This is a genomic window from Carboxylicivirga sp. (genome assembly GCF_982718395.1).
Map to the genome: position 1 here is coordinate 1 of NZ_CEXQWX010000159.1, position 13,494 is coordinate 13,494.

At 36.5% G+C, this 13,494-nt stretch carries 12 protein-coding genes; 7 read left to right on the plus strand and 5 right to left on the minus strand.

The genetic code is table 11. From position 1 onward, the window contains the following. Positions 1-900, plus strand: a 900-nt coding sequence (locus AC4MRQ_RS20930) for a DNA alkylation repair protein (protein WP_491199671.1), incomplete at its 5' end; no start/stop codon positions are given. 277 nt (positions 901-1,177) lie between these two features. After that, positions 1,178-2,062, plus strand: a complete 885-nt coding sequence (locus AC4MRQ_RS20935; RefSeq protein ID WP_491199672.1) for a cation diffusion facilitator family transporter — start codon at positions 1,178-1,180, stop codon at positions 2,060-2,062. 491 nt (positions 2,063-2,553) lie between these two features. On the opposite strand, the gene AC4MRQ_RS20940 is transcribed toward AC4MRQ_RS20935, so the two are convergent. The 3 genes from AC4MRQ_RS20940 to AC4MRQ_RS20950 form a co-directional block, all read right to left on the minus strand. Further along, positions 2,554-4,455: an amidophosphoribosyltransferase gene (locus AC4MRQ_RS20940; RefSeq protein ID WP_491199673.1), complete on the minus strand. Its 1,902-nt coding sequence runs from the start codon at positions 4,453-4,455 to the stop codon at positions 2,554-2,556. 117 nt (positions 4,456-4,572) lie between these two features. Next, a complete protein-coding gene (locus AC4MRQ_RS20945; protein WP_491199674.1) occupies positions 4,573-5,016 on the minus strand; it encodes an SPOR domain-containing protein in 444 nt (147 codons plus the stop codon). A gap of 39 nt (positions 5,017-5,055) precedes the next feature. After that, positions 5,056-5,898 (minus strand): universal stress protein, encoded by an 843-nt coding sequence (locus AC4MRQ_RS20950; protein WP_491199675.1) that lies wholly within the window; start codon positions 5,896-5,898, stop codon positions 5,056-5,058. 214 nt (positions 5,899-6,112) lie between these two features. Between AC4MRQ_RS20950 and miaB the strand changes: the two genes are divergently transcribed. Continuing rightward, positions 6,113-7,474: a tRNA (N6-isopentenyl adenosine(37)-C2)-methylthiotransferase MiaB gene (gene miaB / locus AC4MRQ_RS20955; RefSeq protein WP_491199676.1), complete on the plus strand. Its 1,362-nt coding sequence runs from the start codon at positions 6,113-6,115 to the stop codon at positions 7,472-7,474. Between the two features lie 32 nt (positions 7,475-7,506). Beyond that, positions 7,507-7,854, plus strand: coding sequence for a carboxymuconolactone decarboxylase family protein (locus AC4MRQ_RS20960; protein WP_491199677.1), 348 nt, complete (start codon positions 7,507-7,509; stop codon positions 7,852-7,854). Positions 7,855-7,874: 20 nt separating this feature from the next. On the opposite strand, the gene AC4MRQ_RS20965 is transcribed toward AC4MRQ_RS20960, so the two are convergent. Continuing rightward, positions 7,875-8,219 carry an STAS domain-containing protein gene (locus AC4MRQ_RS20965; protein WP_491199678.1) on the minus strand — a complete coding sequence of 115 codons (345 nt, stop codon included), beginning with the start codon at positions 8,217-8,219 and terminating at the stop codon, positions 7,875-7,877. Positions 8,220-8,450: 231 nt separating this feature from the next. Between AC4MRQ_RS20965 and AC4MRQ_RS20970 the strand changes: the two genes are divergently transcribed. Then, positions 8,451-9,593 carry a 1-acyl-sn-glycerol-3-phosphate acyltransferase gene (locus AC4MRQ_RS20970; protein ID WP_491199679.1) on the plus strand — a complete coding sequence of 381 codons (1,143 nt, stop codon included), beginning with the start codon at positions 8,451-8,453 and terminating at the stop codon, positions 9,591-9,593. Positions 9,594-9,665: 72 nt separating this feature from the next. Here the strand turns inward: AC4MRQ_RS20970 and AC4MRQ_RS20975 are convergent, their stop codons facing one another. After that, positions 9,666-10,352, minus strand: a complete 687-nt coding sequence (locus AC4MRQ_RS20975; protein WP_491199680.1) for a VOC family protein — start codon at positions 10,350-10,352, stop codon at positions 9,666-9,668. A 44-nt stretch (positions 10,353-10,396) separates the two neighbouring features. On the opposite strand from AC4MRQ_RS20975, the gene AC4MRQ_RS20980 reads away from it, so the two are divergent. After that, positions 10,397-12,328 (plus strand): ABC-F family ATP-binding cassette domain-containing protein, encoded by a 1,932-nt coding sequence (locus AC4MRQ_RS20980; RefSeq protein ID WP_491199681.1) that lies wholly within the window; start codon positions 10,397-10,399, stop codon positions 12,326-12,328. A gap of 57 nt (positions 12,329-12,385) precedes the next feature. Continuing rightward, on the plus strand, positions 12,386-13,494 hold a 1,109-nt coding region (locus tag AC4MRQ_RS20985; RefSeq protein WP_491199682.1), incomplete at its 3' end, for a substrate-binding periplasmic protein.

Genomic DNA, 13,494 nt, shown 5'->3' on the forward strand with positions numbered 1-13,494 from the left:
CTTAAACTGGTAAGTACGCTCAAAGCCGATAATATTGAGAACAAAGTAAAGTATCCCGACCTGGTGTTTATGCACATACCTCATCATATTGAAAGTTACGGGCTTAATGATTTTAAAACATCGGTCAAAGCATTTAAAAAAATCACATCATTTACGACTTGTGAACTGGCTGTTCGTCCATTTATCATTAAGTATGAGGACCGCATGTTACAGGAAATGCAGAAGTGGGCAACCGATAAAAACGAACATGTCAGACGTCTGGCATCCGAAGGGTGTCGTTCCCGTCTGCCTTGGGGCATCGCCATACGGAAATTTAAATTTGATCCAAACCCCGTGTTACCCATTTTAGAAACGCTAAAAAATGACCCTTCGGAATATGTTCGTAAAAGTGTCGCCAATAACCTGAATGATATTTCAAAAGATAATCCACAAATAACGATTGACATAGCTAAAAGATGGAAAGGCCAATCAAAAGCAACCGACTGGATTGTGAAACATGCCAGTCGCACACTGCTAAAAGCAGGTAACCAAGAAATGATGCTATTGTTTGGCTATGGTTCAATTGACCATATAGAGATTCAAAACTTCAGCTTAAAATCTGATGCTGTGCGGGTAGGCGATTCACTAGAGTTTTCTTTTGACCTGCATAATCACTCTGCTGATAATTCTCTCATCCGCTTGGAATATGGCATCTACTTCCTGAAGAAAAATGGTAGCCACACCAGGAAAGTGTTCAAGATCAGTGAGAAAAACTATGCCGCTAATTCAAGCACCTCAATTACCAGACGACAGTCATTTAAACTTGTCTCTTCCAGGAAATATCACATGGGTGAGCACTTGGTTAGTCTTATTATTAATGGTGTAGAAGTTGAGGAAGGTTCCTTTGAGTTAAGAGAGTAATTAAGAGAAGAAGTGAGTAATGAGATATGAGTAGTGAGACATTTACAAAGTGCAAAAATTTGCATTTGACACTTACGAATCAACATTGTCCTGTTGAGCTGATAGCAATCAATAGTTGAAAACAAATACGTATATATCGCACTTTCAGTGCTTTAACAAACAAAAGACAGCACTTACCAGCCTTAATGAACTATTATAAAGCAAACTATAAACTCTTACGTTTGTTGCTATTTAGAACACATTAGAGAAAGTTTGCAATTGCTCAAATAACTTTAAAATGGGACATCATCATAACCACAGCACTAACAACTACAATAAATCATTTGCTCTTGGCATAGGCCTTAATGTTATCTTTATAGCAATTGAATTGTTTTATGGATTTATTGCCAATTCTTCAGCTTTAATTGCCGATGCCGGACATAATGCAAGCGATGTTCTTGGTTTGGTTTTCGCCTGGTTTGCCATTTGGCTGGCCTCAAAAAAACCAAAAAACCGTTACAGCTATGGGTTTAAGCAAAGTACCATCCTTATATCACTGCTTAATGCTGTATTGCTTTTTGTGGCTGTGTTCTTTATTGCCTGGGATGCCATTGGCAAATTCAAAAATCCTCAACCTGTAGGCGGAACACAGATAATGATAGTGGCGGGTATTGGTGTCGTGATCAATACACTAACTGCCTTATTGTTTATCAAAGGTCAAAAAGATGATTTAAACATTAAAGGTGCTTTCCTACATATGGCAGCAGATGCGGCTGTATCGCTAGGGGTTGTGGTGGGTGGTTTACTCATTAAACAAACAGGTGCTTTATGGATCGACCCTATAATGAGCCTTCTTATTATATTAGTTATACTTTGGGGTACCTGGGGATTATTTATTGAATCAATCAACCTGGCACTGGATGCTGTACCTCGAAATATTGATTATAAAATGGTTGAGCAAAATCTGTTGGATATCGAAGGAGTTGAAGAATTGCACGATTTGCATATATGGGCATTAAGCACCAACGAAAACTCACTATCCGTACATCTTATTGCCAAAGAAAACGATAATGATGCCTTATTAAAGAAAGTAAAAGAAATGCTGGAGGAGAAATATAATCTTCATCACACAACGATTCAAATTGAGAATGGTAGCAGTGATATACACTGCCATGACTGTTAGCAAAACTGCTTATTCCATAGTTCGATTGGATTATTGGCATTAGCACTCATCGTTAAGACATTGAAACTCATGGAAACACTAACAATTATGAGAGAAACTCGCTAAGCGAATTGTAGGCCATAAAAAAATGGGATCTAAACCGTTGCTTAGAACCCCATTTATTAACCTAACCCAAATCTATGAAAAAAATCTGTCAGGTAAATTGCAAGCTCTGTGCCAAAAAGTAACGGTCTTGTGTTATTGAATATTAAAAGATGTGAATTAATGGGTAGATTGTCAGATCTTAAATGAAATACGGATCATACCTTTATTACAGCTTGTAAATAAAGATACGATCCGTAACAGAGTCTTTTTTTAGGCGCTAACCAATAGTCACGTTCAAAACTTTAACGAAATTTTGTTAATCTATATCCTTAGTACAATGCACAAATAAAAAAAGCCACAATCAATAATAATCAACTGTGGCTTTTCATTTACTATCGAGTTAATCTCTAATAGGCACGCCCATTTTTGCCTTCAACAAAGTTGATGAAAGAGGTATTAACCACCTTATTTCCGCCTGGTGTCGGATAATCACCTGTAAAATACCAGTCTCCATTATCATCCGGGCACGCAGCATGCAAATTTTCCACGCTTTGGTATACTAACTCTACCTCTGCATCGATGTCCTCAGGTCGAAGCATTTCAGCGATTTTAGCAGAAATTTGCTCAGCCGTAAACGGACGATAGATGTCCTTTACATGGTTAACAATTTCCTCTTTGGGCAAGAATTGCTGTTCCTTGCACTTTTTGTATACCTCATCAATTACATGGGCTTGTCCGCTTTCATTAAGCAGTTCGATAGCAGCCGAAAAAGCACAGAAGTCTTTTAATTTAGCCATATCGATACCATAACAATCAGGATAGCGAATCTGCGGTGCTGACGAAACAACGATAATTTTCTTTGGATGCAAACGATCAAGTATACGCAGAATACTCTTTTTAAGAGTAGTTCCTCTAACAATTGAATCATCAATTATCACAAGCGTATCAATTCTGTTCTTAACAATTCCGTAGGTAACATCATAAACGTGAGCAACCATATCGTCCCTGCTATCATCGTCTGCAATAAAGGTACGCATCTTCACATCCTTTATTGCAATCTTCTCAACCCGTGGTTCACGACTTAAAATGGCATCCAGTTTTTCAGGAGTAATGTCAGTACCAAGATCAATTATCTGCTGTTTCTTTACCTGATCCATTTCACGGCGAACACCTTCCATCATGCCATAAAATGCAGTTTCAGCTGTATTTGGTATATATGAAAACACCGTATCTTCAATATTGTAATCAACCTTTTCCAGAATGGTTTTAGCTAGCAAACGTCCTAACTCTTTTCGCTCTTCGTAAATCTTGCGATCACTACCTCTCGAAAAGTAAATTCGCTCAAATGAGCACGATCGGCGCTTTTGAGGAACGCGAACCAGCTCTTCACTTACTTTACCATTTTTCTTGATGATAAGGGCATGACCAGGCTTTAGCTCTTTTACTTCAACCGAACGCACATTCATGGCCGTTTGAATTACGGGTCGTTCTGATGCAACCACCACAATTTCATCATCAGCATAATAGCATGCCGGACGAATTCCCCACGGATCGCGTGTTACAAATGCGTCACCATGTCCAACTACACCTGCAATGGCATATCCACCATCCCAGCGTCTGCTGGAACGCTCCAGTATTTCACGGATATTCAATTCCTCTTCAATGCACTCTGAAATCTCCTGGTTAGATCTTCCTTCATTCTTATATTTTCTGAAAAGTAATTGGTTTTCCTCATCCAAAAAGTGCCCCACATTCTCAAGAATCGTAACCGTATCGGTATAATCCTTAGGATGCTGACCTAACTCTGTCAACGATTGGAAAATTTCATCCACATTGGTCAGGTTAAAGTTACCTGCCAAAGTTAAGTTACGCGAACGCCAGTTATTTTCACGCATAACCGGATGCACGTAATCGATGCTATGGTTACCGAACGTACCGTAACGCAAATGTCCTAAATACAACTCGCCCGCAAATGGCAAGTGTGCTTTAGCGTAGGCCGGATCATTCAGGAGTTCAGCATTTTTCTCCTGCTGCTTAATAAATGGTTCGTTAATTTTCTGAAAAACATCCTTAATCGGATTCGTTTTATTGGAACGACGCCTTGAAAAATACTTCTGCCCTGCAGGCTGGTCAATTTTTAAATTAACAGCACCTGCTCCATCTTGTCCTCTGTTATGCTGTTTCTCCATCAACAGGTACAACTTATTCAGGCCATAACGCCATGTACCATATTTTTCCTGATAGTACTCAAGTGGCTTTAGCAAACGGATAAGAACAATCCCACATTCGTGCTTAATCTGGTCACTCATGATTTTTCCCTCTAAAAAATAAAGCGCAAATTTATTTCTATTTTTTCAATCGCCCAACACGATATAGTTAAAAAGAAAAAGCCGGAAAAATTCCGGCTTTGCACATTTTATATCATTTTAAAATTTATTCATTTTCACATTCCCATCTTTCACAATATAACAATTAGGGAAAAGCTTTCTTAAATCATTCATCAAAGGCAAAGCCTCATGTTTATGCCGGTAATTCCCAACTCTAACACGCCAAAAAGGCGATGTAAACGATAAATCTGCATCGTAATCCGGAAAACTATTCAAAAATTTACTTTTCACCTTTAAAGCATTTCTTTTACCGGATGGACCAGAACCAGAGAATAATTGTATACGATAACCATCAACACCACTTCTGCGTCGATTAACTTCAACCTGGATATCTACCAATTCTTCCACTCCACTTTCATCATAAATGGTAATCTCACCTTCTCCTTCTACGCGTTCTTGCAAAGCGGTTGTTATATTATTGCCATTTTGTGCTTGCATGATCAAGGGCACAAAACAAAGTAAAATCATCACTAGTTTCTGCATAATCAAACTGCTAATTGAATGGCAAAGATAATGATTAGATTAATCTTTTGTAGGAATTACCAACACCGGTTTCAAAGATTTATTAATTAACTCATTAGTAAAAGATTGAAAAACTCTTACAAACGGATTATTCGTATGATGCACATGCGACGTTATTAAATCAATTGACATCTTTTGAGAATAATCCATTAAATTTTTAGCAAATTCTTTTCCTGTTAACTGACTTTGAACCACCTCAACCTGTGCTCTTTTTCTCACAAAATTGTCAACAAGTGTTACAAAGGAGGACATTTGCTGATTCATCCACTTCAAATCATTTGATTTCAGCCCAATAACATACACCTTTGCATTAAATAATTTTGCAATACCGGTTATAGCAGGCACTTTTTTACGACTGGCAATACTATAATCGACCGGCAAACCAATACTACTTATCTTATGTCTCAGATCCATCCGCTTATTAACCACCAGCACCGGACAAGGAGAATGAGCCACCAGGCGATAGGCCGGACTGCCAACCCAGCGATAATTGGTCGATTCTTTATTATGCGAGCCTAGCACCATAATTGTAGAATCATCATATTTAGCCTGGTTACAAATTTCTTTAATTACATTTCCCTCTCTTATTTTATAATCAAACTGCCCACATTTAACTGTATATCTGACCTTAAACTGTTCGTACAACTGTTGGGCCCATGTATCAACATCCTGATTTAAACGATCATCAGTTTCATCGTTGGAAAAGAAAGGTACAATTACCGAACCTGTTTTAACATGAATTACCCTCACATTTGCTTCCAGATGATTAGCTAAATCAATTCCATACTCCAAAGCTATAATGGACTCTTCAGAAAAATCTATGGGAACTAATACTTCTTTCATAGCAAGGCGATTTTAGATGACTAATGCCAATAAAGTTATTGAAATACTGTTTAAATATCTAGTAACTAATGCTAATGGATAATTCCATTTTTTGGAAACACATTCTGCGTATTTCAGTATTTCAGAGCATTTTTACTTGTCAATATGAGTACAAGCATTAACTTTGCAGCTCCTAAAAAAATGACAATCAATAAGAAATATAATCCAGGACAAAATGATTGAGTTTAGTGATGTTAAGCCTTTAGTAAGTAGCAGGAGCGGGAAAAAACTTTTTATTGAAACTTACGGATGTCAGATGAATGTGGCTGACAGTGAAGTTGTCGCATCGGTTATGGAGATGGATGGTTATGGTGTTAGTTATGATATTAATGAAGCCGATGCCATATTTATAAACACATGTTCGATAAGAGACAATGCTGAACAACGAGTAATGGGGCGTTTAAAGCAACTGACTGCGATGCGAAAAAATAAACCCAACTTGATTATAGGGATCATTGGTTGTATGGCTGAAAGAGTAAAGGAGTCGCTATTTGAACAAGGAGCCAATATTGTGGTGGGTCCTGATGCTTATATGGATTTACCAAACCTGATCGGAATGACAGAAAGAGGTGATAAGGCCATCAATGTAGAATTGTCAACGAACGAAACTTATGCTGATGTAATTCCTTCTCGATTAAGCAAAAACAAAATTTCAGGTTTTGTTTCCATCATGAGGGGATGTAACAATTTCTGTTCATATTGTATTGTCCCTTATACACGTGGACGTGAAAGAAGTCGACAGCCTGAGAGTATAAAAAAGGAAATTCAGGATCTTTACGACAAAGGATTTAAAGAGGTGACCTTACTTGGCCAGAACGTGAATTCATATAATTATGAAGCAGAAGGTTGTAATCCAATGTCTTTCCCCGGATTATTAAATTTTGTGGCCGGTAACTTCCCAAAAATGCGAATCCGCTTTACCACATCACACCCCAAAGACATGTGTGATGAAACTCTTGAAGTAATGGCTAAACATGATAACATTTGTAAGTTTATTCATCTGCCATTGCAGTCCGGGAGTTCGCGAATTCTTAAATTGATGAACCGCAAATACGACCGTGAGTGGTACATGGATCGTATCGAATCCATTCGAAGAATTTTACCTGGTTGTGGCCTATCTACCGATGTATTCTGTGGATTTCACAGTGAGACAGAAGAAGACCATCAGGAAACCTTGAGTCTGATGAAATGGGCGGGTTATGATTCTGCATTCATGTTTAAATACTCTGAACGTCCAGGTACATATGCGGCTAAAAACTTGGAAGACAATGTACCTGAAGAAACCAAAGGTCGTCGTTTACAGGAGATTATTGACCTTCAAAACCAATTGTCATTTGAAAGTAACCAACGCGATATTGGCCAGACCTTCGAAGTTTTAGTTGAAGGAACTTCTAAAAAATCAAAGGAGGAATTATATGGTCGTACATCACAAAATAAAGTTGTTGTATTTCCTAAAAAAGACTACAAAACTGGCGATTTGGTAAATGTCATTATCAAAGAAGCTACACAGGCAACATTAAAAGGTGAAGCCATTTAAAAACTGATAACTAACCAATTAATCTGATTATTATGAATGAAAAAGTTAAAGAGTTCAGAGAGTATCGTGAAGCAATGAATGAAAAAATTCGGGCTGCAGATAACAAGGTAATGAAACGAATCTTTAATCTGGACACCAATACTTATATGGAAGGTGCATTATCTACGAAAGTAAAAGAGATGCTCGGATTGGTTAGTTCAATGGTTTTACGCTGTGACGATTGTATTAAATATCATTTGGAAAAATGTCACGAACAAGGTGTTACCAATGATGAAATGATGGAAATATTTGCCGTTGCCAATCTGGTTGGAGGAACTATTGTTATTCCACATACAAGGCGTGCAATCGAATATTGGGAAATTATAAACCAGGAGGCATAAGCCTCCTGGGATCCTTAACTTTAAACCATTAACAGGTCATCAGAAAAGGGCTTTGGACGGTCACAAAAGAAAAAATAATTGTCAAGGTCGTACTTCTTCATTGACTTAAGCACTTCCTCCTTCACGTTAAACAAGCTCAGCTGACTTTGATTCATCTCTGACAAACGCTGACCTGCCATTAAAGTATTCAACCCCTCTGCATCAACATTTTCTACCTTCTCTAAATCCACGAAAAGATTTGTAAAAGGTTTCTTTAATATATCCATCATTTGATTTCTGAAGTCCTTAGAAGTAATTAAATCTAATTTCTCCTTTCTTTCAAAGGATATTAACGTGGTGTTTTTAAATACTTTTACTCGTATCATAATCTTGGATGTTTGCTCCTGACATTTCAATGCATATGCCAAAAAATGTAATGCATTGATTTTTAGATTATTTTAAATTAAGGCAATTTAATTTTATCCATTACAAAGAGTTTATTCCAATATTTGGAATACATCCAAAACATAAATTCTCTTGGCGGTACTTAATTCAATCTATTATTTCATAAACACAATACTTTGATTTAATTTTGCGCCAAACATTATTGAATAGAAATGGGACAAGAAATAAACTTTGATTCGATTCGTCCATACAATGACGATGAGATTCATGAGGTATTTGAACGTTTAGTTAGTGAGGTAAGCTTTTTGGAACTAATTAAGTTTTTATACCCAAATTTCTCAACAGAGCAATTCCTAAAAAAACTACTAAGCATACAGTCTATTCGAGAGTTTCAAACTGAAGTTATATATCCTTACGTAAAAGAAGTTCTGAGAACAACCACAAATGGTATTACACACTCAGGACTGGATACTCTCGATCCGAACGGACATTATTTATTTATTTCAAATCACAGGGATATTGTGCTGGATTCAGCCATATTAAATATCCTGATGGTTGAAAATGGCTTTAATACCACTGAGATTGCAATTGGAGACAATCTTTTAATATATCCCTGGATAACAGATTTGGTAAAGTTAAATAAGTCATTTATTGTCCAAAGAAACTTACCGGTGAGGCAGATGATGGAAAGCACAAAGCGCTTATCATCGTATATCCGTCAAACCTTAACATCACGCAATCAAAGTATATGGATTGCACAAAGAGAAGGACGATCAAAAGATGGTGATGATCGAACTCAGGTGAGTCTGCTCAAAATGATCAACATGAGTGGCAATGGTGATTTTGCCAAAAATTTTGGTGAAATAAATATTGTTCCTCTTTCTATATCGTATGAATACGACCCCTGTGATTATTTAAAAGCACTTGAATTCCAACTTAAACGTGACAATCCTGAATATAAAAAAACACAGGCTGATGATCTGAAACACATGGGAGCTGGTTTGAGAGGACGTAAAGGACGCGTTCATTTTGGTTTTGGAACACCAATAAAGAGCGAATTAAAAGATTTGAAATCATTGGCTAAAAATGATCAGTTACAAGGATTAGCGGAGGTTATTGACAAGCAGATTCATAATAATTATAAATTTTACCCAGGTAATTTCATTGCCGATGATTTATTCACTAATCATCAACGACATGTTTCTAAATATTCTGATGAGGATAAAAGCACTTTTTTAGCTTACCTGGATGAACATTTATCACGAATTAACGGAGATAAAGAATTCTTACACAATTCACTACTGGAAATGTATGCCAATCCGGTAAAGAATTTCTATACGATTGACGAGAAGTAAAATAACACATAAATAATTTTAACGACTTGCTAAAAATAGCAGGTCGTTTTTTTGCTTCATACCTCAACTCTTTTAAGGCTTATCAAAAACAATCGAAGGTATACGTGGACGATGACGCCCTGAAGATTCAATAACTTTAATATTACCCGTATGAGTTTGGAACTGTTCCGATTGAATAGAATCAGTTTTTAAACCAATATCACTCAAAAATTTATTCGTTTCAGAATTTCCTTCGATGGAAATAACCTTAAAACCTTTGCAGTTGTTTTCATGAATATGGTACTTATTATCCTCTTCAAAATGATGATGATAATCAATAAAGAAAAAGGGTGCCAACATGGAATCATCAGGAAATGTGATATAACTCCAAAATTTACCTTCGGTAAAATTATATGCATATCCTTTATCCGATAATAGCAATCTAAGTTGTTCAATCGCTATACCTGACAAACAAATGTACACTCCACCTTCTCCATCATCTAATAAGTTTCGATATTTTTGGGCGATTGCATCACTAGGACTTCCCACAATACTCATCAATTCAAATGCTGAATTATTTGCAAATTTAATATGAGCATTTACTAATCCATTATCATGAATTGTTCCTGACTTTATTATAAAACCTCTTCTCTCATATTTCTCAACCTCCATATCCAAATCATGAACTACACTGATAACATGGTCGATATAGATCTCTTGAGAATATACCCCATGAATAACCAAATTAACACATACCATCAATATAATTGCAAGCTTCATAAAATGGAGTTTTTCGAATTTAAAGTTAGTAAAGCATATATCAAATGCCTTTTATATTTCATACCTACATTAATATTACCTTTGCAATCTGTTATCAAAAGCTTATGGTTAATTATTTATCAGTCGAGAATATAACTCAACACTGGGGCGACATTCGCCTTTTCAATGATATTTCATTTGGTCTTAATGAAGGACAAAAAGTTGCTTTAATTGCTCGAAACGGAGCTGGTAAAACAACTTTGTTAAATATATTAGGTGGGAAAATACCTGCTAATGAAGGAATGGTAACAATACGTAATGGTATTAAAGTCGGTTATCTCTCACAAGATCCCTCCTTAAACAAAAACCACACTGTTATTGAAGAAGTATTTAATACCGATAGTGAAATTGTTCAGACAATTAAGGCTTACGAACAAGCAATTGCAAGTAATAATGAAGACAGTATGGGTTCATTAATTGAGAAAATGGACTCATTACAAGCCTGGGATTATGAACAACGCATCAAACAAATACTTTCTCAATTAAAAATTACTAAATACGACCAACCTGTTTCTGAATTATCAGGAGGGCAACAAAAAAGGGTGTCGCTTGCCAGTATACTAATTAGTGAGCCTGACCTTTTGATATTAGATGAGCCAACCAACCACCTTGATTTGGAAATGGTCGACTGGCTTGAACAATACCTCTCAAAATCAAAAGCCACCTTGCTGATGGTAACGCATGATCGGTATTTTCTTGATCGGGTGTGTAATGAAATAATTGAGCTGGCCGATGAAACCATTTACCGTTATCAAGGTAATTATTCATATTTCTTAAGAAAGCGCCAGGAACGACTTGCTAATAAAAAAGCAGAAATAGAAAAGGCACGTAATCTTTTGAAAACAGAGCAAGAGTGGATGAACCGCATGCCACAGGCTCGCGCTACAAAAGCTAAATATAGAATTGATGCCTTTCATGATTTAAAAGATAAAGCACATCAGAATATAAATGAACAAAACCTTGAACTGGGAATCGCTCAGGCCCGATTAGGTAAAAAAGTGATTAACCTTCACAACATCTCCAAATCGTTTGATGATTTACAGTTAATCAAGGACTTTTCGTACAAATTCGCTCCATATGAGAAAGTTGGTATCGTTGGTAAAAACGGAACAGGCAAATCAACCTTCCTTAATATTTTAACTGAATCACTCCAACCCGATGCGGGTGAAGTGGAAAAGGGAGAAACGGTTGTATTTGGGTATTACCGACAAGAGGGAATAAAGATTGACGATAATAAAAAAGTCATTGAAGTCATTTCAGATATTGCTGACGACATTTCACTGGGCGAAGGCAAACGAATGTCGGCCACTCAGTTCCTTCGGTATTTCTTATTCCCTAATGAAATGCACTATGTTCAGGTGAATAAACTGAGTGGTGGCGAAAAAAAACGGCTTCTGCTGATGACAGTTTTAATGAAGAATCCAAACTTCTTAATACTCGATGAGCCGACAAATGACTTGGACATCTTCACCTTAAATGTACTGGAAGAATACCTTAGCAATTTCAAAGGGTGTGTAATTGTTGTTTCTCACGATCGATATTTTCTTGATAAAGTTACTGATCACCTGTTCGCTTTTGAAGGCAATTGTGTCATTAAAGATTTTGTCGGCAGCTATAGCGATTATAGCCAGCAAAAGAAAAATGAAGAAAAACACCAATCTAAAACCGTAAAAAAAGAGAAAGCTCCTGACAAAAAACAAAACCAGACTCCAAAAGCTAAAAAACTTAGTTATAAAGAAAAGCGGGAACTGGAGCAAATTGAGAATGATTTAGAGGAACTGGAAACAAAGAAAAGTACTCTTCAGGATGAATTAAATGCTGGCAACCTGGCGTCAGATTTGCTGATCGAAAAATCTAAAGAACTATCTAATATAATGGAAGAACTTGAAGAAAAAGAAATGCGCTGGCTGGAGCTAAAGGAAATAGAAGATAATTAATTCGTATAGTGTAATTTAGGTAAAATATTATCTTTGTAGGTCTTTTACCCATAAACGATGATGAGAAAATCGCTTATAATAGCCCTACTTGCAATATTTCCATTTATTGAAGATATAAATGCAGGCCTGACACAACATGTAAAAGTTGGCGTTCACTACAACCCTCCCTTATGCTCAATTGATTCTTCGCAAAATGCGAAAGGTATCTTCATAGATATCATCAACGAAGTAGCTCTTAACAAAAACTGGTCGGTTGAATACGTACCTTATAATTTTGCCGAAGGAATAGAAGCTCTCCAATATGGAAAGGTTGATCTGCTAACTACAGTTGCGAAAACTAAAGAAAGAGAGCAGATTATTTACTTCTCCGATGAATCAATTTTCACCAATTGGGGTGTGATATACTGTCCCAGATCATCAAACATTGAAAAGATAACTGATCTGCAAGGTAAAAACCTGGCTCTTGAGAAAGGAGATATTCATGCCAGAGTTTTGATTCAACAACTAGCTGATTTTAATATTGAAGCAAATATAATTTGGTGCGATAACCTCAAAATGATCTTCGATAAATTATCAGATAATGAAGTTGATGCAGGTGCTGTCAACAAAATATATGGCTATCAACAAAATATGGGGCAAAACCTCAAAGCATCACCAATTATTTTTAACCCTGTCAATTTACATATTGCTGGTGGGCCCCTTTCTATTGATTTACTCCAACAATTCGATGAAGCAATAATACAGATAAAAGCAAAACAACCGGATTATTATCAGCAAGTTATCAATCAATGGCTTTCTAAAGATGTTAAAAAGACACCTACATGGCTTATTTACCTCATCTATTCACTTTTGTTTATAACCAGTACTCTTTTCGTAATTTTACTATTTCAGAGAAGCACTGTAAAAAAGCGTACTCAAAGACTTAATGAAGCTCAAGAAATTGGTGACCAAAGGGCAAAAACCATCAGGCAAATCGAACACGAAAAAACCCTTATACTTAATAGTCTGGATGAGCAAGTTGTATTTATGGACAATGAGTATAACCTAATTTGGGCGAACGATGCCTTTAAAAAGACATCCAGCAAACCTTTTGAGCAAATAATCGGACAAAAGTGTTATACGACCTACTTCCAAAGAGAAGCTCCTTGTGACTTTTGCCTATACGA

Coding starts and splice junctions, on each gene's coding strand:
- AC4MRQ_RS20935 (WP_491199672.1), top strand. CDS start 1,178: ATGGGACATCATCATAACCACAGCACTAACAACTACAATAAATCATTT.
- AC4MRQ_RS20940 (WP_491199673.1), bottom strand. CDS start 4,455: ATGAGTGACCAGATTAAGCACGAATGTGGGATTGTTCTTATCCGTTTG.
- AC4MRQ_RS20945 (WP_491199674.1), bottom strand. CDS start 5,016: ATGCAGAAACTAGTGATGATTTTACTTTGTTTTGTGCCCTTGATCATG.
- AC4MRQ_RS20950 (WP_491199675.1), bottom strand. CDS start 5,898: ATGAAAGAAGTATTAGTTCCCATAGATTTTTCTGAAGAGTCCATTATA.
- miaB (WP_491199676.1), top strand. CDS start 6,113: ATGATTGAGTTTAGTGATGTTAAGCCTTTAGTAAGTAGCAGGAGCGGG.
- AC4MRQ_RS20960 (WP_491199677.1), top strand. CDS start 7,507: ATGAATGAAAAAGTTAAAGAGTTCAGAGAGTATCGTGAAGCAATGAAT.
- AC4MRQ_RS20965 (WP_491199678.1), bottom strand. CDS start 8,219: ATGATACGAGTAAAAGTATTTAAAAACACCACGTTAATATCCTTTGAA.
- AC4MRQ_RS20970 (WP_491199679.1), top strand. CDS start 8,451: ATGGGACAAGAAATAAACTTTGATTCGATTCGTCCATACAATGACGAT.
- AC4MRQ_RS20975 (WP_491199680.1), bottom strand. CDS start 10,352: ATGAAGCTTGCAATTATATTGATGGTATGTGTTAATTTGGTTATTCAT.
- AC4MRQ_RS20980 (WP_491199681.1), top strand. CDS start 10,397: ATGCCTTTTATATTTCATACCTACATTAATATTACCTTTGCAATCTGT.